Genomic DNA, 22085 nt, shown 5'->3' on the forward strand with positions numbered 1-22085 from the left:
TCGGTGGACGCACTGAGGGAACGGGACCCCGCGCACATAGGCGCGTACACCTTGCTCGCACGGCTCGGGGCCGGTGGCATGGGGCAGGTGTATCTCGCGCGGTCGCCCGGCGGACGGCTCGTCGCCGTCAAGGTCATCCGGGACGAGATCACCGACCATCCGGAGGCGCTGGCGCGGTTCCGGCGGGAGGTGGAGACCGTGCGGGCGGTGCGCAGTGCGTACACCGCGCATCTCATCGACGCCTCGCTGGACACCGCGCCGTACTGGCTGGCCACCGAGTATGTCGCCGGGCCCACCCTGAGCGCGGCCGTCGGTACGCACGGGCCGCTGCCCGCCGACAGCGCCCGGCGGCTCTTCGCCGCGCTCGCCGAGGCGCTGGCCGGCGTGCACGCGTACGGCGTCACCCACCGGGACCTCAAGCCGCAGAACGTGCTCCTTTCCCCGCAGGGACCTCAGCTCATCGACTTCGGTATCGCGCGGGGCGCCGCCGACACCGCCCTGACCCGGACCGGGCTCGCCCCGGGGACGCCCGGATACACCGCCCCCGAGGTGCTGATCAGCAACCAGGTCGGCCCGGCGGCGGACGTGTTCGCGCTGGGCGCGACCCTCGCGTACGCCGTCAGCGGGCGGCCGCCCTTCGGGAGCGGGCCCGCGCACGCGGTGTCGTACCGCGTGGTGCACGAGGACATCGACGTCGCGGGGGCCGAGCCGGGGATTGCCGCGCTGATCCAGGAGTGCGTCGCCAAGGAGCCGGCGGCGCGGCCGGGGCTGGACGCCGTCATCGCGCGCTGTGCGGTGTCCTCCGCGCTCGCCGAGGATCCCTTCTACGGCCGCCTGGCCGCCGACTCCGTGGCCGCGCCGTCCGACCTCCGGGCCGCGGTGGCGGCGGGCCTGGTGCCCCCGGGACACGGCGCCCCGGCCGCACCCGCGCACCGGCCGACCGTCGGCCCGGGCTACGTCCCGACCTACGTCCCGACCCATGCGCCGACGACCGCGCCCGAGCCGCCGCACCGCTCCCGCCGTAGACCCTGGTTGGTGGCCGTCTCCGTCGCGGCCGTGCTCGTCGCCGGGTCCGTGGTGGCGTGGCGGATGCAGGACGGGCAGGGCGGGCAGGGCGACGGTGGGGCGGAGGCCCGGGGCGGGGGTACGGCGTCGGCGTCGGCGTTCGCGAGCGGATCGGCCACGGCGTTCGAGCCGCCCGCCTACATCGTGGACAACAAGGTCTCCAACGACTTCTGGAAGCTCTCGACCGACCCCGGCGAGGCCGCCGAGGGCAGAGGTGCCTGCACGGTGATCGATGCCCAGAGCACGCCGCTGGAGTTGCAGTACAGCGCCACCGACGCGGACAGCCCGGACGGCGCGAGCGGCGGGAACGTCGGGAAGCGGGCGAAGATCACCTTCCGGTTCAAGTACGCGGAGATGCAGAAGACGAAACCGGCGCCGTACTACGTCTCGGTCGGCGTGAAGTCGCCGCGCGACTTCGATCCGGAGACCGGCAGGCCGTACGGGGAGGACGTGAACAAGACCATCGGCGCCACCAGCAGGCCGGTGGACATCTTTACGCACTGGAAGGAAGGCGGGGACGTCGAACTCGTCTACCCCGACGACTTCCAGGAGCACTTGCCGACCGGCAAGGCCTACGACGCCGTACCCGTCGCCGACGACCCCGGTGACTGGACCGTCGTCTTCTACCACGTCACCGGCAGCGCCCCGACGGATTTCAAGTCCATCGGTTGCGGCGGATTCCACGGGGGAAGCTCCTAAACTGACCCGGGCGGACTCCCCGGTGGACTCCCGGGCGGCGAGGGGCGGTTGACGGTGCGTAAGGCGTGGATCGTGGCGGGTGCCGCTCTCGGAGCGGGGCTGAGCTTCGTGATGCTGCTCGTCGTGGGTGTCTACGTCGCCGCCGGAAACCTCGCCAACGGGGTCGGGGGCGCGACCAAGGCGCTGGCCAAGGGGGCCGTGCCGGCCGCCTATTCGGGGCTGGTCCAGAAGTGGGGCAACCTGTGCACCGCCATCAACCCGGCCCTGCTCGCCGCCCAGCTGTACCAGGAGAGCGGGTTCAACCCGAAGGCGCAGAGCGGCGCGGCGGCGCAGGGGATAGCGCAGTTCATCCCCGGCACCTGGGCCACGCACGGCATCGACGGTGACGGGGACGGCGACCGCGACGTATGGGATCCGAATGACGCGATTCCATCGGCCGCCTCCTACGACTGCAAGCTCGCCTCGTACGTGAAGGACGTCCCCGGGGACGCCACGAGGAACATGCTCGCGTCCTACAACGCGGGCGCCTACGCGGTCATCAAGTACGGGGGCGTACCGCCGTACAAGGAGACCCAGAACTACGTGAAGACGATCACGACGCTGGAGGAGAGCTTCGCCGCTCCCGTCACCCGCGTCGACCCGTCCGAGCAGGCCGCCGCCGCGATCACCTACGCGCAGAACAAACTCGGCACGCCCTACCTCTGGGGCGGTGACGGTACTGCTCAGGACGGGGGCCGGTTCGACTGCTCGGGGCTGACGAAGGCCGCGTACGAGAGTGTCGGGGTCACGCTGCCGCGGGTCGCCAACGACCAGTGGAACGCGGGCCCGCATCCGGCCAGGGACGAGCTGCTGCCGGGCGATCTGGTCTTCTTCTCGGACGACCTCACCAACTCCCGCGCCATCCGGCATGTGGGGATTTATGTCGGCGGCGGATACATGATCGACGCCCCGAGAACGGGTGCTGTGATCCGGTTCGACCCGATCGACACCCCCGACTACTTCGGTGCCACCCGGGTCACCGAAGATGGCGCGAAAGCGCTCCCGACGACGGTCTGAACGGGCTGTGAACCTACCCCCTGAGCTGCTGCGATGTGTCTCTCTTCGATAACGTCTGCGTGATCATTCAGTGGAGTGTGGAACGTATTAACGGGGACCGTGCGTTCCTGTTGTCGTAGAGGCGATCTACACACCACGGGGGTGGGACAGCGGCGCGCGAGAGTCTGCGCGCCGGGAGAGACGACGAAGGGGCCGCAGCACCATGGCTGGACTCGCCGCATCCGGGTCGAACCCCGACGTCGAGCTGCTCTACGACATCAACGGCCTGGCCAAGGACGCACCGCACTGGTTCGACCGGGTCATGGAGTTCGTGGGTGAGTACGGCATCCTGCTCGCCACCGTCCTGCTGGTGCTGTGGTGCTGGCTGTCCGTGCGCCGGCGCGGCGGCGAGGACGCCGCACCGTCCGTGGCCGCCCTCCTGTGGGCGCCGCTGGCCGCGGGCGTCGCCGTCCTGATCAACGTGCCGATACGAGGATTCGTGGAGCGGCCCCGGCCCTTCGTCGACCACGACGGCCTGGAGGTCCTGGTCTCCGGCAAGACCGACTACTCCTTCGTCAGCGACCACGCCACGATCACCATGGCGCTCGCCGTCGGACTGTTCGTCGCCAACCGGAAGTTCGGCGTCGCCGGCCTCCTGCTCGCCCTGCTCGAAGGCTTCTGCCGGGTCTACATGGGCGTCCACTACCCGACCGACGTCCTTGGCGGCCTCGCCCTCGGCACCGCCGTCGCCCTCCTCCTCTCCCCGCTGGCCATGGCCCTGCTCACCCCCCTGACGAAGGCGATCGAGCGATCGCCGCGGGCCGGCCGGCTGATCCGGTCGAGGAAGGCTCCGGCGTACGGCGGCCAGGGCGCCGTCGTCCCCGGCGCGCGCAAGGACTCCGGCGCCGAGGAGCGGGACCTCGCGGCCTAGGCCGTTCTTGGGGGACTACAGGGCTTGCGGGAACGTGAAGAAGCCCTGGGGGTCGTACTGCTTCTTCAGCGTCGCCAGCCGGGTCGCCGCGTCGCCGTAGTACGCCTTCCGCCAGTTCGTCAGCGTCGGGTCCGTGTAGTTCTGGTACGCCGCTCCCGACGCGTACGGCTTCATCGCGTCGTGCGCCGCGGTCAGCCAGGACTGGCCGGTGGCACCGGACGTGCCCGCCCGCCAGGACACGATGTACTGGGCCAGCATGCGGGAGCGGCGGTGGACGAACGCCGTGGCCGTCGGGGAGACGCGGTTGACCGCTCCGCCGAGCGCGGTCAGCGCGATGCTGCCGGAGCCGCCGCGGACCGTCTCCATCTGCTTCAGCAGGGCCCGGATGCCGGCCGTGGAGAGCGAGCGGTCGAAGAAGTCCGACTTCGCGGCGTACGTCTCCCGGTTCAGCGCGCCCTGCGGGGCGCGGCCGGGGGTCTTGCCGGGCAGATGGCACTGGGCGTCGGTGGCGAAGGAGGAGCAGCCGGCGTAGATCTCCATCGCCTCCTCGTAGGAGCGGCGGCGCAGGGAGACGTTGCTCGCGGGGGCGCCGACCTTGTCGGCGAGGCGGTCGACCGCGTTCTGGAGCTCGCCGTAGGTGCCGAGGGAGAAGGCGGCGACGTTGACCGTGGTGTAGCCGCCGGTCGTGCCCGCCAGATGCAGGGACGACCAGATCTCGTCCGGCTGGTCCGGACCCCACTCCTGCCAGGCCTTGATGACCGCGGCGGCCTTCGACCAGGGCCAGGACAGATAACCGGTCACCGCCTGCGGGGCCGGGTGGGTCTTGAACTGGAGTTCCGTGACGATGCCGAAGTTGCCGTTGCCCGCGCCGCGCAGGGCCCAGAAGAGGTCCTTGTTCGTCGTGGCGTTCGCGGTGAGCTGCTTGCCGTCGGCGGTGACGAGCGTGGCCTGGGTGAGGCTGTCGCAGGTCAGGCCGTAGGCGCGGGAGACGACTCCGTGGCCGCCGCCGAGGGTGAGGCCGGAGACGCCGACGGTGGGGCAGGAGCCGGCGGGGATGGTGACGCCCTTCGCGGTGAGGGCGCGGTAGACGTCGATGAGCTTGGAGCCGGCGCCGACGACCGCGGTGCCGCCGCTGGACCTGATCTTGTTGAGCTTCGACACGTCGATGATCAGACGGCCGGTGCCGGAGGACCAACCCGCGTAAGAGTGGCCGCCGTTGCGGATCGCAACCTTGAGGTGGTGGGCGCGGGCGTAGGCGAGGGTGGTGCGGATGTCGTCGGTGTGGGCGACGTAGGCGACGGCGGTGGGCTTCAGGGAGTCGAAGCGGGTGTTGTAGAGCTGGTGGGCCGCGGGCCAGTTGGTGTCGCCGGGGCGCAGGAGGGGGCCGTCGAGGTCCTGGGCGAGGGCGGTCCAGTTGGCGGGGGCGGTGGGGAGGGCGGCGGACTTGCCGGAGGCGGAGACGGATTTCCCGGTGGCCGTGGTGGTCTGGGCCGCGTTGGCGGAGTCGTTGCCGGTGCAGGCGGCTGTGGTGACCGTGGCTAGTGCGGCTACGCCGCCTGCGACGAACGTACGGCGTTCCATGGTGCGTGCCCTCCGTGGCCTCGGGTCGGCTGTCGTGGCTGTCGTGGAACGAGACGGGGTGGGGGTGGTCGGGGTTCCATGGTGCACGGAGTCGGGGCCGGCGTGCCGGGGTGTCGCTTGCCCGCACGTGCGGGGTGCCGCTGCGCCCACCCGTGCCGCCCTGCGGCACGACTGCCCGCAGCGAGGGCGGATCGAGGGTGCTGCTGCTTGGGTGGGCGCCGCCCTGCGGTACGACTGCCCGGAGCTAGGGCGGATTGAGGGTGCTGCTGCTTGGGTGGGCGTCGCCCTGCGGTACGACTGCCCGCAGCTAGGGCGGATTGAGGGTGCTGTTGCTTGGGTGGGCGCCGCCTTGCGGTACGGCTGCCCGGAGCTAGGGCGGATTGAGGGTGCTGTTGCTTGGGTGGGCGTCGCCTTGCGGTACGGCTGCCCGGAGCTAGGGCGGATTGAGGGTGCTGTTGCTTGGGTGGGCGCCGCCTTGCGGTACGACTGCCCGCAGCGGGGGAGGGAAGCCGGGCGGCTATGCGGGGGGCAGGTGGTTCTGGGCGTCTGTTCGTGCCTGGCTTCTTGCTCTTCTTGCCGGGCCGCGCCAGCCGCAGGTGCAGCGGGCTGTGCAGAAGCGGCCCTGGTCGACCGTTGTCGTGAGGTGTTCCGGGGAGTCTTGGGGTGGGGGGACCCTGTCCTGCTGCGCCACGGCGACAACGTTACCGAGCCCGGGTAAAGGGGCGGTATGCGTGACGGCCCCACGGACCCGTCGTTAAGGGGAGCGACAGGGGGTCCGTGACGGAGGCAGGCGATGGCGGAGCGGCAGCACAGGGTCGGCGGGGCGGTCGTCGCGGGGGTCATGGTCTGGTGCGGGGTCAGTGGGTGTGCCGGGAGTGACACCGACCAGGACGCGCGGGGCGGGGATCCCGTCGCCGTGCTGCACGCCGCCGCCGGCCGCCTTGTGGAGGCCGGGAGTTCGAAGGCCAGGACGTCCATGGAGATGGCCACCGGCGGGACCCGCGTCACCATCCGGGGCGAGGGTGTCTATGACTACCGGCGGCAGATCGGGCAGCTGAAGGTGCTGCTGCCGCAGGATCCCGCGGGGCAGAGTGAGCACCGGCCGATCACCGAACTGCTGGCTCCCGGCGCCCTGTTCATGAAGAACCGGGGTGCCGGTGTCCCCGCGGACAAGTGGGTGCGCGTCGACACCGCGGGACTCTCCGACGGGAACCTGGTCACCGGCGGCGCCACCGACCCGTTCGCCGCCGCCGAGTTGCTGCGCGGGGCGCGGACGGCGACGTACGTGGGGGAGACGGACGTGGCCGGGATCGCCGTACGGCACTATCGCGGGGTCGCCGATCTCGCCGTGGCCGCGCGGGGGGCGACCGACGGGAACAGGGAATCGCTGGGGGCGGCGGCGAAAGGGTTCGCCACGGCGCGCGTTCCCTTCGACGTCTACCTCGACGACGAGGGACGCATCCGCAAGGTCCGGCACCGGTTCAGCTTCGTCAACGGGCAGCGGCAGGGCACCGTCGCCGTGGCGTCGACGACCTTGCTGTTCGACTTCGGCGTCGCCGTCGACGTACGCCTGCCGGACGGCGATGACATCTACGCCGGGAAGATCGCGGAGGAGTGAGCCGGGGGCCGGCCGGGGGCGAGCGGTCGTGACGGGCGTCAAGAACTAGCCCGTCCGTGCCATGCGCGGTGTGTAGACCGCTCCCTACTCTAGGAAGCGGTGACGGCAGAGAAGAGGTGATGCACGTGGCTCCGGTCGGCGGTACGGCAGTTCAGGACCACGTGGCCCTCGCCGAGATCGAGCTGTGCGGAGAGCTGATCATCGCGGCGTCGGCCGCCCCGGACCGGCTCAGCCTGGAGAGCATCGACGAGGTGCTGAAAGTGGCCGAGGAGCGCGAGGCCTGCGGCGACTGAGCAGCCGCAGACAGGTCAGGTCCGCATCATGCGGGCGATCGCCTTCGTGGCCTCTTCCACCTTCGCGTCGATCTCGTCGCCGCCCTTGAGGGCCGCGTCGGCGACGCAGTGGCGCAGGTGCTCCTCCAGCAGTTGCAGGGCGAAGGACTGGAGGGCCTTGGTGGAGGCGGACACCTGCGTGAGTATGTCGATGCAGTAGACGTCCTCCTCGACCATGCGTTGCAGGCCGCGGATCTGGCCCTCGATGCGGCGCAGGCGCTTGAGGTGTTCGTCCTTCTGCTTGTGGTAGCCGTGGGTGACGTTTTCGGTCACCGGCTCGGAGGGCGCCGTGGCGCCGGCCTCGGTCGTCGTCATCGCGTCCTCCACAGTTCCGGACAGGTATATACCCCTACTGGGTATATCGTACCGAACTTTGCTGGGTATAGGGCAGGCGGAAGGCCCCCGTGCCGACCACTCTGCCTGATGGGCGACACTGGGGGACGGCCCATTAGCCGTGGCCGGATGATGCACTTAGCATCAGCCTGACCGAAACCGATGCACCCCGAGGACCCCTTGTGCGCTTTCGTCTGACCCCCAGGGAGACGAGCTTCTATGACATGTTCGCCGCATCCGCGGACAACATCGTCACGGGCTCGAAGCTCCTCATGGAACTGCTCGGGGCGGACACCGCCGGCCGGGCCGAGATCGCAGAGCGTATGCGGGCCGCGGAACACGCTGGTGACGACGCCACACACGCGATCTTCCACCAGCTGAACTCCTCGTTCATCACGCCGTTCGACCGTGAGGACATCTACAACCTCGCGTCCTCCCTCGACGACATCATGGACTTCATGGAGGAGGCCGTCGACCTGGTCGTCCTCTACAACGTCGAGGAACTTCCCAAGGGCGTCGAGCAGCAGATCGAGGTGCTGGCGCGGGCGGCGGAGCTGACCGCCGAGGCCATGCCCAGTCTGCGGACCATGGACAACCTCACCGAGTACTGGATCGAGGTCAACCGCCTGGAGAACCAGGCCGACCAGATCCACCGCAAGCTGCTGGCCCAGCTCTTCAACGGCAAGTACGACGCCATCGAGGTGCTGAAGCTGAAGCAGATCGTGGATGTGCTGGAGGAGGCGGCGGACGCCTTCGAGCACGTGGCCAACACGGTGGAGACCATCGCGGTCAAGGAGTCCTGAGCCCTTCATGGACACCTTTGCGCTGATCGTGACCATTGGCGTCGCGCTCGGATTCACCTACACCAACGGCTTCCACGACTCGGCGAACGCGATCGCGACCTCGGTCTCGACCCGGGCGCTCACGCCCCGGGCCGCGCTGGCCATGGCGGCCGTGATGAACCTCGCCGGTGCCTTCCTGGGCAGCGGGGTGGCCAAGACCGTCAGCGAGGGGCTGATCGAGACGCCGGAGGGCTCGAAGGGGATGGGCATCCTCTTCGCGGCCCTGGTGGGTGCGATCACCTGGAACCTCGTCACCTGGTACTTCGGGCTGCCCTCGTCCTCCTCGCACGCGCTGTTCGGCGGCATGGTGGGGGCGGCGCTCGCGGGCGGTACGACGGTCTACTGGCACGGGGTGCTGGAGAAGGTCGTCATCCCGATGTTCGTGTCGCCGTTCGTCGGTCTCATCGCCGGTTACCTGGTGATGACCGCGATCATGTGGATCTTCCGGCGGGCCAACCCGCACAAGGCCAAGCGCGGTTTCCGGATCGCGCAGACCGTCTCGGCGGCCGGCATGGCGCTCGGTCATGGTCTCCAGGACGCGCAGAAGACCATGGGCATCGTGGTGATGGCCCTGGTCATCGCCGATGTCGAGGACTACGGCGATCCGATCCCGGTGTGGGTGAAGATCGTGTGCGCCGTGATGCTGTCGCTGGGTACGTACGCCGGTGGCTGGCGGATCATGCGGACGCTGGGGCGGAAGATCATCGAGCTGGACCCGCCGCAGGGGTTCGCCGCGGAGACGACCGGTGCGTCGATCATGTTCACCACCGCGTTCCTCTTCAAGGCGCCGATCTCCACGACCCATGTCATCACCTCCGCGATCATGGGCGTCGGCGCGACCAAGCGCGTGAAAGCCGTGCGGTGGGGTGTCGCGAAGAACATCGTCCTCGGCTGGTTCATCACCATGCCGGCGGCGGCGCTCGTGGCGGCGGCCTCCTTCGGCATCGTGAACCTGGCGTTCCTGTAAGGCAGCACGAAACGGGCCCGCCCCCTGATGAGCCAGGGGGCGGGCCCTTTTGCGTCCTCGCGGTGGCACCGCCATGCAGCACCGCGAGGGGTCTTGTGGGGTGTCGGCCTAGCCGAAGCGGCCCGAGATGTAGTCCTCCGTCGCCTGGACCGACGGGTTGGAGAAGATGCGCTCGGTCTCGTCGATCTCGATCAGCTTGCCGGGCTGGCCGACGGCGGCCAGGTTGAAGAAGGCGGTGCGGTCCGAGACGCGGGCCGCCTGCTGCATGTTGTGCGTCACGATGACGATCGTGAAGCGCTCCTTCAGCTCGCCGATCAGGTCCTCGATCGCGAGGGTCGAGATGGGGTCGAGGGCCGAGCACGGCTCGTCCATGAGCAGGACCTTCGGCTCCACCGCGATCGCCCGCGCGATGCACAGACGCTGCTGCTGGCCGCCCGAGAGGCCGGAACCCGGCTTGTTCAGACGGTCCTTGACCTCGTTCCAGAGGTTCGCGCCCTTGAGGGACTTCTCGACCACGTCCGCGAGCTCGGACTTCTTGTAGCTGCCGTTCAGCCGCAGGCCCGCCGCCACGTTGTCGAAGATCGACATGGTGGGGAAGGGGTTCGGACGCTGGAAGACCATGCCGACCTCGCGGCGGACGGAGACCGGGTCGATCCCGTTGCCGTACAGGTCCTCGTCGTCCAGCATCACCTTGCCCTCGACCCGGCCGCCGGGGGTGACCTCGTGCATCCGGTTCAGGGTGCGCAGGAACGTCGACTTGCCGCAGCCGGAGGGGCCGATGAAAGCCGTCACCGAGCGGGGCTCGACGGTCATCGAGATGTCCTCGATCGCCTTGTGGGCGCTGTAGTAGGCGGTCAGTCCGCTTACGTCGATTCGCTTGGCCATGATTACGTCACTTCCAGAGATTCAGTCGCCGAGAGGCCGCGTCAGCGACCGGTCTTGGGGGCCTTCCAGCGGGCGATGCCGCGGGCCACCAGGTTCAGGATCATCACGAAGGCGATCAACGTCAGAGACGCCGCCCAGGCGCGGTCGTACGCCGCTCCGGAACCCGCGCTGTTGGCGTACTGCTGGTAGATGTACAGCGGCAGCGACGCCTGCGCCCCTTCGAAGGGGTTGGTGTTGATGAACGGGTTGCCGAAGACGAGGAGCAGCACCGGAGCCGTCTCGCCCGCGATACGGGCGACCGCCAGCATGATGCCGGTCGTGATGCCGCCGATCGAGGTCGGCAGGACCACCTTCAGGATCGTGCGCCACTTCGGGATGCCCAGTGCGAGGGAGGCCTCGCGCAGCTCGTTCGGGACGAGCTTGAGCATCTCCTCGGTGGAGCGGACGACCACCGGCATCATCAGGATGGCCAGGGCCAGCGAGCCGGCGAAGCCGAAGGGCTGCATCTCGAACTGGAGCATGAGGCTGAGGATGAACAGACCCGCGACGATCGAGGGGATGCCGGTCATGACGTCGACGAAGAACGTGATGGCCTTGGAGAGCTTGCCCCGCCCGTACTCGACCAGGTAGACCGCGGTGAGCACACCGATCGGGGCCGCGATCAGGGCGGCGAGGCCGACCTGCTCCAGGCTGCCGATGATGGCGTGGTAGATACCGCCGCCGGGCTCGGTGTCGGCGACCACACCCATGGAGTGGGTCAGGAAGTAGACGTCGAGGACCTTCACGCCGCGCGCGACGGTCACCCAGACCAGGGAGACCAGCGGGACGACGGCCAGCAGGAAGGCGACCCAGACGAGCGAGGTGGCGATCCGGTCCTTGGCCTGGCGGCGGCCCTCCACGCGGGCGGCGATGCCGTAGGTCCCGGCGAGGAAGAGGAGCGCTGCGATCAGGCCCCACTGGACCTCGCTGTCGAGGCCGGCGCCCAGACCGATGCCGACCGCGACGGCGAGCGAGCCGGCCGCGATGGCGTACGGGGACCACTTGGGCAGACGGGCACCGCGCAGGGTGCTGACGGTTGCGGTGCTCATGCGTTGGCCCCCGAGTACTCTGCGCGGCGGGCGATGATCGCGCGGGCCGCGCCGTTGACCAGCAGCGTGATGACGAACAGGACCAGACCGGAGGCGATCAGCGCGTCCCGGCCGAACTCGGTGGCCTCGCCGAACTTGCTGGCGATGTTCTGCGCGAAGGTGCCGCCGCCCGGGTCGAGCAGGCTGGCCTGGATGTCGAAGGTCGGGGAGAGCACGGTGGCCACGGCCATCGTCTCGCCGAGCGCGCGGCCGAGGCCGAGCATCGAGGCGGAGATCACGCCGGAGCGGCCGAAGGGGATCACCGACATGCGGATGACCTCCCAGCGGGTGGCGCCGAGCGCGAGGGCCGCCTCCTCGTTCATCCGCGGCGTCTGCCGGAAGACCTCACGGCTGACGTTGGTGATGATCGGCAGGATCATGATCGCGAGCAGGATGCCGACGGTCAGCATCGAGCGGGCCGCGCCGCCCTGCCAGGAGAAGATGCCGGTCCAGCCGAAGTAGTCGTCCAGCCAGCCGAACAGGCCGTTCATGTTCGGTACGAGGACCAGGGCGCCCCACAGGCCGTACACGATGGACGGTACGGCGGCGAGCAGGTCGATCACGTAGGCGATGGGACCGCTCAGCTTGCGCGGGGCGTAGTGCGTGAGGAACAGCGCGATGGCGACCGCGATCGGGACCGCGATGGCCATGGCGACGATCGAGGAGACGACCGTGCCGAAGGCGAGGACCGCGATGCCGAAGACCGGCTCTTGCAGGTTGGTGTTCCACTCGAAGGTGGTCAGGAAGTTGCCGTGGTCCTTGCTGATGGCGAGGGACGCGCGGTAGGTGAGGAAGACCGCGATCGCGGCCATGATCACCAGCAGGAAGATGCCCGAGCCGCGGGAGAGGCCGAGGAAGATCCGGTCTCCGGGGCGGGTGGCGCCGCGGGCGGCGCGCTTCTGCTCGGTCGCGGTGGGCGGGGCTGCGGGGGGAGGTGTGTCGGTTATCTGTGTGGTGTCCATCGGGTTCTCCGGTCTGCGAAGACGCGCGGCGTGCGCGGCTCCTGGCGGCGGTGCACCGGACGGTGCGGCCCGGCCCCGGTGCGGGGACGGGCCGCACGCTCAGATCAGCTCAGGCCCTCGATGGTGGTGCGGACCTTGGCGATGATGTCGTCGGGGATCGGGGCGTAGCCGGCCGTGGAGAGCTGGCCCTGGCCGTCCTCGGAGGCGATGTAGCGCAGGAACGCCTTGGTGCCGGCGAGGGTGTCCGACTTGTTGCCCTTGTCGCAGACGATCTCGTAGGTGACCAGGGTGATCGGGTAGGCGCCGTCGGCCTTGGTCGCGTAGTCCAGCTGGAGCGACAGGTCCTTGCCGGTGCCGACGACCTTGGCGGCCGCGATCGCCTTGGTGGCGTTCTCGACGGTGGCCTCGACCGGGGCGGAGGCGCCGGTGTCGATGGTGACCGGGACGATGCCGTCCTTGGCGTACGACAGCTCCATGTAGGAGATGGCGCCGGAGGTCTGCTTGACCTGCTGGGCGACACCGGAGGAGCCGGACGCCGACTGGCCGCCCTTGGCCTGCCAGGCCTTGCCGCCCTCGTACTTCCAGTTCGCCGGGGAGGCGGCGATCAGGTACTTGGTGAAGTTGTCCGTGGTGCCGGACTCGTCCGAGCGGTGGAACGCCTGGATCTTCAGGTCGGGGAGCTTGGCGTCGGGGTTGAGCTTCTTGATCGCCTCGTCGTTCCAGTTGGTGATCTTGCTGTCGAAGATCTTGGCGAGCGTCTCGGCGTTCAGGACCAGCTTGTCGACGCCGGGGACGTTGAAGCCGACCGCGATCGGGCCGCCCACCATCGGCAGGTCGATGCCCTGGCCGCCCTTGCAGACCGACTTGGAGGCGGTGACCTCTTCGGGCTTCAGCGCCGAGTCGGAACCGGCGAAGGCCACCTGGCCCTGGGTGAACGCGGTGACACCGGCGCCGGAGCCGGAGCCCTTGTAGTTGATCTGCACACCGGAGCAGGAGGCGGTGAACGACTTCACCCAGGCGTCGATCGCGTTCTTCTGCGCGGAGGAGCCGTCGGCGAGCAGCTGCCCCTTGGCGTCGTCGCACTTGATGGAGCTGTTGGCGGCGGTGGACGAGCTGGCGCCGTCCGAAGCGCCGGTGTCGTCGGAGCCGCACGCCGTGAGGGCCAGGGCGCCGGAGACGGCGAACGCGCCGAGAGCGAGAGCCCGCCGGTTCTTGCGCTGAAGCTTCACTGAGGGAGTTCCTTCCGAGAGCCGCCGTCCTGAATCCGGCGGCGTGCGAAGAGTGGGTGGCGCGGGTGCGTCTTCGAGGTGTTCATCCGACGCGCGGTCCGCACCGCGTAAGGCCGAAATTAGGCAGATCAGGTGAAGGCGCCGACTGGCGGAAATGAACGGCGGGTGAACCCCTGCGGAAGGTGCGGTTAGGTCACGGAACGGTTGCATTCCATGGGGCGCACCGGTCCTAGGTGAGGTGCAGTACCGCCAGGAGATCGTCGACCAGCGCGCGGTCCCTCGGCTGGGTCAGCCGGTTGCGGGCCGCCGTCGGGGGAAGCCAGAGGATGCGGTCCACCTCGGTATTCGGGGTGAAGGCCCCGGCCGTGGCCTCCGCCGCCCAGTACTGGACCTGTTTGGGGCGGGCATTGGCCAGGTAGCGGGCGGTGGGGAGCCGGGCACCCGGGGTCGCCTCGTAACCGGTCTCCTCCTCCACCTCGCGCAGCGCGCCGGCGAGCGGGTCCTCGCCGCGTTTCAGCTTGCCCTTCGGGTGGGACCAGTCGTCGTATTTCGGCCGGTGGACGAGGCAGATCTCCAGCTCGCCGTCGACGGGGGAGCGGCGCCACAGGACGCAGCCGGCCGCGTGGACGGTGGTCGTGTCGGGAGAGCTCACTGGGCGCTCACCGTTCCTTCCCGGCTGTCTCCGCTGTCTCGACTGTCTCGGTTATGCGGTGCTGACTGTTTCCTTCTGCCATGCCTTCTGGAAGGCGAACCTCGCGGCCTCCACCTCATGGCGCTGGTCGGCGTGGAGCACACCGAGGGCGTACGCCGTCGCGGGGGCGATCCGCGGGGTGCGCGCCGCCTGCGCCGCGGCGGCCGCCGCCTCCGACGCGTCGCGGTGCCGGTCCAGGGCCTCGCCCGTGGCCAGCAGGCGTACGTCGACGCGGTCGCCGTTCCGGAGGACCTCGCGGGCGTAACGGTGCAGGCGCAGCAGCAGGCGGACCTGGTGCCAGGGGGCGTCCTGGGGGTGGGGGGACGGGTCCGGGGAGAGGCCGTGGATGAGGGCCTCGGCGTTGTAGGGGTGGCCCGCGGTGACCAGGGGGAGGGCGGTCACGGCGTCCTTGAGGCGGTCTTCGGCCGCGGCCGCGAGGGGGTGGAGCGGGATGCTGGTGGCCGTGGGGGACAGGGGGACTTCGCTGGCCAGTACGGCGATGTTGTCGGCGACCGCGTGGAAGCGGCTGGAACCCAGGGCCTGGAGGGCGGTGCTGTGGGCTCTTGTGCGGGCGAGGGTGAGCTGGCGGTCCAGGAGGGCGCCCGCTTTGGCCGCGCCCACGGTCAGGTTGCCACGGTCCGGTGTGGGCGTACCGGGGTGCCCGCTCGCCGCGCCGGCGGGTGCCGTTGCGCCCACCCGTGCCGCCCCAGCGGCACGACTGCCCGCAACGGCGGCGGATCCATCGACTGCGCCGGCGGCTGGGGCGGCTTGGAGGGGCAGCATCGCGCCCGACAGCCTGTGCAGGGCCAGCAACAGGCGTTCCAGCCTTGCCTCGTACGCGTGCTCCAGCGCCAACGTGCCCGACAGCCAGGCCAGTTCGGGTCGGATGCGTTCCGACCAGTCCGGATCCAGGAGCGGGCGGAAGGTGTGCAGGCTGGCGCTGATGCGGCGGGCCGAGCGGCGCAGGGCGCGGGCCGCGTCGACGGACGCCTCCGAGCCGCCCGCCGCCGCACCGCCGTTCTCGCGGTGCTGGCGCAGGGCTCGGAGGAACTCCGTGGCCTGGGCGCGGAGATAGCCCGCGAGGGCGTCCGCCGTGACCGCCCCGGCCGTGGGGTCCGTCGGGTCAAGGTGTTGCTGTGCCACGCCGGCGCCTCCGGGCGTCTATGAGCATCTCCTGGACGTTGCGCAGGGGCTGGCCGTCCGCGTCGGTGGCGTGCCGCTCCCAGTCGCCGTCCGGGCCCAGATGCCAGGAGGCGGTGGTGTCGGACATGCCGGTTTCCAGAAGGCGGTTGAGGGCTGCGCGGTGGGCCGGGTCGGTGACCCGCACCAGCGCTTCGATACGGCGGTCGAGGTTGCGGTGCATCATGTCGGCGCTGCCGATCCAGACCTCGGGCTCGCCGCCGTTGCCGAAGCCGAAGACCCGGGAGTGCTCCAGGAAGCGGCCGAGGATGGAGCGGACCTTGATGTTCTCCGACAGGCCCGCCACGCCCGGGCGGATCGCGCAGATGCCGCGCACCCAGACGTCGACCGGCACGCCCGCCTGGGAGGCGCGGTAGAGCGAGTCGATGAGCGCCTCGTCCACCATCGAGTTGACCTTGATGCGGATGAAGGCCGGGCGGCCCGCGCGATGGTGCTGGACCTCCTTGTTCACCCGCGAGATCAGGCCGTCGCGCAGGGACTTGGGGGCCACCAGGAGACGGCGGTACGTCTCGCGGCGCGAGTAGCCGGAGAGACGGTTGAAGAGGTCGGAGAGGTCCGCGCCGACCTGGGGGTCGGCGGTGAGCAGGCCGAGGTCCTCGTACAGGCGGGCCGTCTTGGGGTGGTAGTTGCCGGTGCCGACGTGGCTGTACCGCCGTAGCGTCTCGCCCTCCTGGCGGACCACCAGGGACAGCTTGCAGTGGGTCTTCAGACCGACGAGGCCGTACACCACATGGCAGCCCGCCTCCTCCAGCTTGCGCGCCCACTTGATGTTGGCGTGCTCGTCGAAGCGGGCCTTGATCTCGACCAGGACGAGGACCTGCTTGCCGGCCTCGGCGGCGTCGATGAGGGCGTCGACTATGGGGGAGTCGCCCGAAGTCCGGTACAGGGTCTGCTTGATGGCGAGGACGTCCGGGTCCTCGGCCGCCTGCTGGAGGAAGGCCTGCACGGAGGTGGAGAAGCTGTCGTACGGGTGGTGCAGCAGGACGTCACGGGCGCGCAGGGCCGCGAAGATGTCCGGCGCGGACGCCGTCTCGACCTCGGCCAGGTCGCGGTGGACGCCGGCGATGAACTTCTTGTACTTGAGCTCGGGGCGGTCGAGCGAGGCGATGCGGAAGAGACCGGTGAGGTCGAGCGGGCCCGGAAGCGGGTACACCTCCGCCTCGCTGATCTTCAGCTCCCTCACCAGCAGGTCGAGCACCTCGCGGTCGATGGACTCCTCGACCTCCAGGCGCACCGGCGGGCCGAAGCGGCGCCGCATGAGCTCCTTCTCCAGCGCCTGGAGCAGGTTCTCGGCGTCGTCCTCCTCCACCTCCAGGTCCTCGTTCCTGGTCAGGCGGAAGGCGTGGTGCTCCAGGACCTCCATGCCGGGGAAGAGCTCTTCCAGGTGGGCGGCGATGACGTCCTCAATGGGGACGTAGCGGCCGGGGGAGCTCTCCAGGAAGCGGGACAGCAGCGGCGGGACCTTGACGCGGGCGAAGTGGCGGTGGCCGGTGACGGGGTTCCGGACGACGACCGCGAGGTTCAGGGAGAGGCCCGAGATGTACGGGAAGGGGTGCGCCGGGTCGACCGCGAGGGGGGTCAGGACCGGGAAGATCTGGTGCCGGAACAGAGTGAACAGGCGGGCCTGCTCCTTCTCCTGCAATTCGTTCCAGCGGACCAGGTGGATGCCCTCCTCCGCGAGTGCGGGGGCGACGTCCTCGTGGTAGCAGGCGGCGTGCCGGGCCATCAGCTCGCGGGAGCGGGCCCAGATCATCTCCAGCACCTCGCGCGGCTGGAGGCCGGAGGCGGAGCGGGTGGCGACACCGGTGGCGATACGGCGCTTGAGACCGGCCACCCGGACCATGAAGAACTCGTCCAGGTTGCTGGCGAAGATCGCGAGGAAGTTGGCCCGTTCGAGCAGTGGGGTGTTCGGATCCTCGGCGAGTTCGAGGACGCGCTCGTTGAACGCGAGCCAGCTGCGTTCCCGGTCGAGGAAACGACCCTGCGGCAGCTGGGCGCCGTCGTAGGGCGCCTCTTCATACGCGTCGAGGTCGGCGTCGATGTCGGGTTCCAGGTCGGAGACCGCGGCCGCGATGGTGTGCGGGCGGTGCGCGGCTATGGAGCCCACGGAGGGCTGCGCGTGCTGGACCTGTGCTGCCTGGGTGTTGGGCTGGCTCATGGACCCATTCTTCCGCGCCACGGGCGATACGGGCGCGTCGGACAGCGCGGGCGGGAGCGCGGCGGCGAGGCGGAGGTCCCCGTTCCCCGCGGACCCCCCGGGGGGCGGCGAAGGCTCTGGCACGGCGGGCGTCATTCGCCGAGCGTCGCAAGCCCGTCTGAACCAATGGTTACGGAGACATGGCGTGTGGGATATCGCGGGACGGCTCCCGGGCATCCACGGCTCCGGCCGGGCGGCCGGGGACATGCCCGGGCCGCACGTCCCCCACCCCCGTGGGAGGACGTGCGGCCCGGAAGCCGTGCCCGGATGTCAGGCGGTACGGCGGCGCAGCAGAAGGAAGGCGGCGGCGGTCGCGGCGACGGCGACGGCGAGGAGGATGCCGGTCTCGATGAGCTGGAGGGGCCAGAAGTGGGAGGCGGGGTGGTACTCGGCGTAGAAGGCGACCGCGTGGTGGTCGGCCATGCACCGGGCGAAGTCGTCGCCGCAGTTCGGGTAGGGGATGTGGGCGCCGGTGGAGGTCAGCATGCCCTGGTCGCCGTAGAGCACGTCGCCGCTCATGGGCGGCCACTCGGCATCCAGGGGCGCGGTGGCGTTCTTCCACGGCCACAGGTCGGGGGTCACCAGGGCGGCGAGGTGGACGACGCCCCAGGTGACGGCGGTGCCGACGGCCAGCGCGGGCAGGGTGCGGCGCAGCAGCAGGCCGGACAGGGCGCCCAGGGCGAGGCCGCACAGGGGCAGGGCGAGGGCGACGGTGCCGTTGGCGACGAAGGTCTCGGAGTCCATCCACTGGAGGAACACCGGGAACGGGTTCGCCTCGTAGACCAGGCGGTGCAGCAGCACCAGCACGGTCGTGCCGGCGGTGAGCAGGGCGGCCGGCACGGTCAGCTTGGTGACCAGCCAGCGGGCCGGGGTCACGGACTGCGTCCAGGCCAGCCGCGCGGTGCCGTTCTCCATCTCGCGGCCGATGAGGGCGGCTCCCGCCCAGGCGGCGACGGGGAGACACAGCCAGGCGAGGGCCATCTCGGGCAGTCGTACGGCCCGGTAGTAGCCGTTGACCGTGGTGTCCCACATGCAGGCGTCGATGTCGTCGGGGCACTGGCGTCGCCAGTTGGCCCAGGCGTCGGTCACGGCGGGGCCGTACGCCCACAGCAGGCAGCCCGCGGCGGCGGCCACGACGAGCAGCCAGACGATCAGCGCGCCGCGGTGCAGGCGCAGCACGGTCCGGCCGGTGGCGGCGGGGCGCGCGGGTCTCGCCCGGGCGGTCTCCGGGGCGGTGAGGGTCATACGGGGGCTCCTGGCGGGGACGGGTGCGGGGCGTGCGGGCGGGGACGGTGCGGTGTCTTTTCAGAAGGAGCGTGAGGGCGGTGCGGTCGTGGTGCCGGCGGTGCTCATGGGGTGCGTGGGGGCGGTGCGGTCGTGGTGCCGGCGGTGTTCATGAGGTGCGCTTGCGCGTGCCGGTCTCGCGGTGCAGCAGCCGGAAGGCCAGCAGGGTCAGCAGGGCGGTGAGGGCGAGGACCAGCCCGGTCGCGATCAGTTGCATCGGCCAGTAGTGGGAGGCCGGGTGGTAGTCGCGGTACCAGCCGACTGCGTCGAACTTGTCGTAGAACGCGAGGCAGGCGTCGTTCTCGGAGTTGGCGCAGGTCGCATTGGAGATGTGCGCTCCGGTGGCGGTGACGATGCCTTCGTCGACGCCGAGGCCGCCGCCGGTCGGGACGAAACGCTTCAGACCGACCACGCTGGTGGACGTGGTCCACAGGTGGGGCATGACCAGCTGGACGGCGTACCAGAGCAGGCCGGTGAAGCCGAGGCCCGCGACCAGGGCCGGCAGGGAACCGCGCCGGAGCAGGCCCGCGAGGGCGCCGCCGACGAGGCCGGCCAGGGCGAGGGCGACCACGACCGGGCCGTTGGCGTAGAAGGTCGGCAGGTCGTACCAGCTCTTGAGGCTGCCGATCCGGCCCTTGCCCGCCGACCACGCCAGGTGGTGCAGCAGGACCAGCAGGCCGGTGCCCGCGGTGACCACGGCCGCCGGAAGCGCCAGCCGGGAGGCGAACCAGCGGAGCGGGGAGGTGCTCTGCGTCCACGCCAGCCGGGCGGTGCCCGTCTCCACCTCGCGGCCGGTGAGGGCGGCGCCCGCCCAGGCGGCGACCAGGAAGGGGGCGGCGAGGACGGCGTAGGTCGTATAGCCGTAGATGTCCTTGTAGTGGATGATCGCGGCCTGGTCGTACGCGCACGTCGCTTGCTGGCAGGCGTCGTACGCCCGCCAGGCCGCCGCGGACGCGTTCGCGAGCGGGCCGCGCAGCCACAGCAGAACACCGGAGACGGCGACGACCACGGCCGTCCACAGGAGGAGGGCCGGGCGGTGCAGGCGGATCAGCCAGCGGGTGAGGTGCGGGGAGCCGGCCGTGGGCGGGGTGAGGACGGTCACGCGACGGACTCCTCACGGCACTTCACCGCGGTGGCCGGCGTCGGCGCCCCGGGGTTGCGCAGATAGGACAGGACCAGCTCCTCCAGGGTGGGCGTGCCGGTGCGCCAGTCGGTGGGGAGCGGCGCGGCCGGGCGGATCAGGGCGGTGAGCTGGCGGCCCGTGGTGCGGGACTCGACGACGGTGTGCGGGGCGAGGTCGGTGTCGGCGGTGGTCGACACGCGCGCGTGGGTCTCCAGCAGTGCGTCGATCTCCCCGGCGAGCCGGACCCGGCCGCCGCCGATGAGCAGGAGGTGGTCGCAGGAGTCCTCCAGCTCGGCCACCACGTGCGAGGACATGACGATCGTGGTGCCGTGCTGGGCCGCCTGGGACATCAGGACGCCCATCAGCTCGTGCCGGGCCAGTGGGTCGAGGTCGGCCATGGGCTCGTCCAGGAGCAGCAGTTCGGGCCGTTTGCCGAGGGCGAGGGCGAGGGCGACGCGGGTGCGCTGGCCGCCGGACAGGGAGCGGACGCGGGCCTTCGGGTCGAGGTCGCCGCCGGCCACGATGGCCTCGGCGGCGCGCGTGTCCCAGCGCCCGGGGTTGAGGTCGGCGCCCATGCGGAGCGTCTCGGCGACGGTGAGCTGCGGGTAGAGCGGCTTGTCCTGGGCGACGAAGCCCACGCGTGCGCGTGCCTCGCCCACGGGGCCGCCGAGGACGGCGAGGCGGCCCTCGGTCGGCGCCATGAGGCCGGCCGCGAGGGCGAGCAGGGTGGACTTGCCCGCCCCGTTGGGGCCGACGACGGCGCAGACGCGGCCGGCGGGGAGCGTGAAGGAGCAGTCCCGCAGGGCCCATCCGGCGCTCCGCCGCAGCCGGCCGAAGCGCTTGCCCAGCGCGGCTGCCTCGAGGGCGGTGTCGGTCATGAGGGGTCTCCCTGGCTGTGCTTGGTCGAGGCGGGCTGCTTGGCCGAGGCGGACTCTTCGGAGAGCCGAGCCGAGAAGTGCTTGTCGAGTACGGCGGTGAAGAGTGCCGCCACGTCGTCCCGGTCGAGGCCGGAGTCGAGGGCCTTGGCGGTCCAGTCCTCCAGCTCGGTGTGCAGGGGCGAGTCGGCGGGGGCGGCGCCGAGGCCGCGGCGCACGAAGGTGCCGAGCCCGCGGCGGGCCTCGACCAGTCCCTCGCGCTCCAGCTCTCGGTAGGCCTTGAGCACGGTGTTCGGATTGATGGCGGTTGCCTCGACGACCTCACGGGCCGTGGGCAGCTTGTCGCCGGGTTCCAGCAGGCCCAGGCGTAGCGCTTGTTTCGTCTGTTGCACGATCTGCACGTACGTGGCGACGCCGGAGTGCCGGTCGATGCGGTACTCGAGCACCCGTACAACCACCCTTTCACTAATTGAGTAGTGAAAGGGTGGTTCAAAGGTGGCCACAAAGTCAAGCCCGATTCCGTGAACCGATCGGTGGGGCTCGTGCGATGAGGGGGTGTGAGCGAGACGAGAAGCGACGGAGATCTGCTGCGGGCCGCGGCGGACGGGGACCGGCGCGCCTTCGAGGAGCTGTACCGGCGGTTCGCGCCCTGGCTGACCGCGCGACTGCGGGGCCGGTGCGCCGACGCCGGGATAGTCGACGACGTCGTGCAGGAGACGTTCCTCGCGATCTGGCGCGGCACGGCCCGCTACCGGGAGGACGGCGACGTGACCGGGTGGCTGTGGCGGATCGGATCACGGCGACTGGTCGACGCGCTGCGCGGCGACGGGGCGCGGGGCCGGATGCGGCAGGCGCTGGCCCGGCTGCGGCATCGCCACGAGGCGTCCGCGGAGGAGCGCGTGCTCGCGGGGGTGGAGCACGGGGACCTCGCCGGCGCCCTGGTCCGGCTCTCCCCCGAACTCCGCGCGGTCCTCCAGGCGACGGTCATCGACGGACTGACCACCCGCGAGGCCGCCGTCGTCCTGGGAATTCCGCCCGGGACGGTCAAGACGCGGGCGCTGCGGGCCCGCAAGCAACTGCGGGAGGCGCTGGCATGAGCGGGCGGATGG

21 protein-coding genes are annotated in these 22085 nt (G+C 70.6%); 8 read left to right on the forward strand and 13 right to left on the reverse strand.

Annotation, left to right across the window (positions count from 1 at the left end):
- Nucleotides 1–3 precede the first annotated feature (3 nt).
- The 3 genes from OG866_RS23465 (at nt 4) to OG866_RS23475 (ending at nt 3730) form a co-directional block, all read left to right on the forward strand.
- Nucleotides 4–1764 (forward strand): serine/threonine-protein kinase, encoded by a 1761-nt coding sequence (locus OG866_RS23465; RefSeq protein WP_329337485.1) that lies wholly within the window; start codon nt 4–6, stop codon nt 1762–1764.
- 48 nt (nt 1765–1812) lie between these two features.
- Entirely contained in the window at nt 1813–2820 is a 1008-nt protein-coding gene (locus OG866_RS23470) for a C40 family peptidase (RefSeq protein WP_329337487.1), read from the forward strand.
- A gap of 202 nt (nt 2821–3022) precedes the next feature.
- Entirely contained in the window at nt 3023–3730 is a 708-nt protein-coding gene (locus OG866_RS23475; protein ID WP_329337489.1) for a phosphatase PAP2 family protein, read from the forward strand.
- Nucleotides 3731–3745: 15 nt separating this feature from the next.
- Here OG866_RS23475 and OG866_RS23480 read toward each other — a convergent pair whose 3' ends face one another.
- Complete coding sequence (locus OG866_RS23480; protein ID WP_329337491.1) at nt 3746–5311, reverse strand: FAD-binding oxidoreductase; 1566 nt, start codon at nt 5309–5311, stop codon at nt 3746–3748.
- A gap of 793 nt (nt 5312–6104) precedes the next feature.
- Here OG866_RS23480 and OG866_RS23485 point away from each other — a divergent pair.
- Both OG866_RS23485 and OG866_RS23490 read left to right on the forward strand, forming a co-directional pair.
- Nucleotides 6105–6929: a hypothetical protein gene (locus OG866_RS23485; protein WP_329337493.1), complete on the forward strand. Its 825-nt coding sequence runs from the start codon at nt 6105–6107 to the stop codon at nt 6927–6929.
- 119 nt (nt 6930–7048) lie between these two features.
- Nucleotides 7049–7222 (forward strand): hypothetical protein, encoded by a 174-nt coding sequence (locus tag OG866_RS23490; RefSeq protein ID WP_329337495.1) that lies wholly within the window; start codon nt 7049–7051, stop codon nt 7220–7222.
- Between the two features lie 15 nt (nt 7223–7237).
- Here OG866_RS23490 and OG866_RS23495 read toward each other — a convergent pair whose 3' ends face one another.
- A complete protein-coding gene (locus tag OG866_RS23495) occupies nt 7238–7576 on the reverse strand; it encodes a metal-sensitive transcriptional regulator (protein WP_329337497.1) in 339 nt (112 codons plus the stop codon).
- A 200-nt stretch (nt 7577–7776) separates the two neighbouring features.
- Here OG866_RS23495 and OG866_RS23500 point away from each other — a divergent pair, with 200 nt between their 5' ends.
- The gene (locus tag OG866_RS23500; RefSeq protein WP_329337499.1) at nt 7777–8397 is read left to right on the forward strand and encodes a DUF47 domain-containing protein; all 621 of its coding nucleotides are present in this window, start codon (nt 7777–7779) and stop codon (nt 8395–8397) included.
- A 7-nt stretch (nt 8398–8404) separates the two neighbouring features.
- Nucleotides 8405–9403, forward strand: a complete 999-nt coding sequence (locus tag OG866_RS23505; RefSeq protein ID WP_329337501.1) for an inorganic phosphate transporter — start codon at nt 8405–8407, stop codon at nt 9401–9403.
- Between the two features lie 108 nt (nt 9404–9511).
- Here OG866_RS23505 and pstB read toward each other — a convergent pair whose 3' ends face one another.
- The 11 genes from pstB to OG866_RS23560 form a co-directional block, all read right to left on the reverse strand.
- The gene (gene pstB / locus OG866_RS23510) at nt 9512–10288 is read right to left on the reverse strand and encodes a phosphate ABC transporter ATP-binding protein PstB (RefSeq protein WP_329337503.1); all 777 of its coding nucleotides are present in this window, start codon (nt 10286–10288) and stop codon (nt 9512–9514) included.
- 41 nt (nt 10289–10329) lie between these two features.
- A complete protein-coding gene (gene pstA, locus OG866_RS23515) occupies nt 10330–11376 on the reverse strand; it encodes a phosphate ABC transporter permease PstA (protein WP_329337505.1) in 1047 nt (348 codons plus the stop codon).
- Nucleotides 11373–12377 carry a phosphate ABC transporter permease subunit PstC gene (gene pstC / locus OG866_RS23520; protein ID WP_329337507.1) on the reverse strand — a complete coding sequence of 335 codons (1005 nt, stop codon included), beginning with the start codon at nt 12375–12377 and terminating at the stop codon, nt 11373–11375. Before pstC ends, pstA begins: the two co-directional genes overlap by 4 nt.
- Before the next feature lie 104 nt (nt 12378–12481).
- On the reverse strand, nt 12482–13606 hold the full coding sequence (pstS, locus tag OG866_RS23525; protein ID WP_329337509.1) for a phosphate ABC transporter substrate-binding protein PstS: 1125 nt from the start codon (nt 13604–13606) through the stop codon (nt 12482–12484).
- Nucleotides 13607–13835: 229 nt separating this feature from the next.
- Nucleotides 13836–14258 carry an NUDIX hydrolase gene (locus tag OG866_RS23530; RefSeq protein WP_329337511.1) on the reverse strand — a complete coding sequence of 141 codons (423 nt, stop codon included), beginning with the start codon at nt 14256–14258 and terminating at the stop codon, nt 13836–13838.
- Nucleotides 14259–14309: 51 nt separating this feature from the next.
- Nucleotides 14310–15440: a CHAD domain-containing protein gene (locus OG866_RS23535; RefSeq protein ID WP_329337513.1), complete on the reverse strand. Its 1131-nt coding sequence runs from the start codon at nt 15438–15440 to the stop codon at nt 14310–14312.
- Nucleotides 15421–17655 carry an RNA degradosome polyphosphate kinase gene (locus OG866_RS23540; protein WP_443063555.1) on the reverse strand — a complete coding sequence of 745 codons (2235 nt, stop codon included), beginning with the start codon at nt 17653–17655 and terminating at the stop codon, nt 15421–15423. Before OG866_RS23540 ends, OG866_RS23535 begins: the two co-directional genes overlap by 20 nt.
- Nucleotides 17656–17964: 309 nt before the next feature.
- On the reverse strand, nt 17965–18939 hold the full coding sequence (locus OG866_RS23545; protein ID WP_329337517.1) for a hypothetical protein: 975 nt from the start codon (nt 18937–18939) through the stop codon (nt 17965–17967).
- Nucleotides 18940–19087: 148 nt separating this feature from the next.
- Entirely contained in the window at nt 19088–20080 is a 993-nt protein-coding gene (locus OG866_RS23550; RefSeq protein ID WP_329337519.1) for an ABC transporter permease, read from the reverse strand.
- A complete protein-coding gene (locus OG866_RS23555; protein ID WP_329337521.1) occupies nt 20077–20979 on the reverse strand; it encodes an ABC transporter ATP-binding protein in 903 nt (300 codons plus the stop codon). Before OG866_RS23555 ends, OG866_RS23550 begins: the two co-directional genes overlap by 4 nt.
- On the reverse strand, nt 20976–21422 hold the full coding sequence (locus OG866_RS23560; RefSeq protein WP_329337523.1) for a GntR family transcriptional regulator: 447 nt from the start codon (nt 21420–21422) through the stop codon (nt 20976–20978). The genes OG866_RS23555 and OG866_RS23560 overlap by 4 nt, the downstream gene beginning before the upstream one ends.
- Nucleotides 21423–21533: 111 nt before the next feature.
- On the opposite strand from OG866_RS23560, the gene OG866_RS23565 reads away from it, so the two are divergent.
- A complete protein-coding gene (locus OG866_RS23565) occupies nt 21534–22073 on the forward strand; it encodes an RNA polymerase sigma factor (RefSeq protein WP_329337525.1) in 540 nt (179 codons plus the stop codon).
- Nucleotides 22074–22085: the final 12 nt, after the last annotated feature.

This window comes from Streptomyces sp. NBC_00663 (assembly GCF_036226885.1).
Lineage (GTDB): Bacteria > Actinomycetota > Actinomycetes > Streptomycetales > Streptomycetaceae > Streptomyces.

Excerpts from the sequence above, each read along its gene's own strand:
- OG866_RS23545 (WP_329337517.1), bottom strand. The coding sequence starts at position 18,939 with ATGACCCTCACCGCCCCGGAGACCGCCCGGGCGAGACCCGCGCGCCCC.
- OG866_RS23480 (WP_329337491.1), bottom strand. The coding sequence starts at position 5,311 with ATGGAACGCCGTACGTTCGTCGCAGGCGGCGTAGCCGCACTAGCCACG.
- OG866_RS23485 (WP_329337493.1), top strand. The coding sequence starts at position 6,105 with ATGGCGGAGCGGCAGCACAGGGTCGGCGGGGCGGTCGTCGCGGGGGTC.
- OG866_RS23505 (WP_329337501.1), top strand. The coding sequence starts at position 8,405 with ATGGACACCTTTGCGCTGATCGTGACCATTGGCGTCGCGCTCGGATTC.
- pstC (WP_329337507.1), bottom strand. The coding sequence starts at position 12,377 with ATGGACACCACACAGATAACCGACACACCTCCCCCCGCAGCCCCGCCC.
- OG866_RS23490 (WP_329337495.1), top strand. The coding sequence starts at position 7,049 with ATGCACGTGGCTCCGGTCGGCGGTACGGCAGTTCAGGACCACGTGGCC.
- pstB (WP_329337503.1), bottom strand. The coding sequence starts at position 10,288 with ATGGCCAAGCGAATCGACGTAAGCGGACTGACCGCCTACTACAGCGCC.
- OG866_RS23475 (WP_329337489.1), top strand. The coding sequence starts at position 3,023 with ATGGCTGGACTCGCCGCATCCGGGTCGAACCCCGACGTCGAGCTGCTC.
- pstA (WP_329337505.1), bottom strand. The coding sequence starts at position 11,376 with ATGAGCACCGCAACCGTCAGCACCCTGCGCGGTGCCCGTCTGCCCAAG.
- OG866_RS23540 (WP_443063555.1), bottom strand. The coding sequence starts at position 17,655 with ATGAGCCAGCCCAACACCCAGGCAGCACAGGTCCAGCACGCGCAGCCC.
- OG866_RS23495 (WP_329337497.1), bottom strand. The coding sequence starts at position 7,576 with ATGACGACGACCGAGGCCGGCGCCACGGCGCCCTCCGAGCCGGTGACC.
- OG866_RS23555 (WP_329337521.1), bottom strand. The coding sequence starts at position 20,979 with ATGACCGACACCGCCCTCGAGGCAGCCGCGCTGGGCAAGCGCTTCGGC.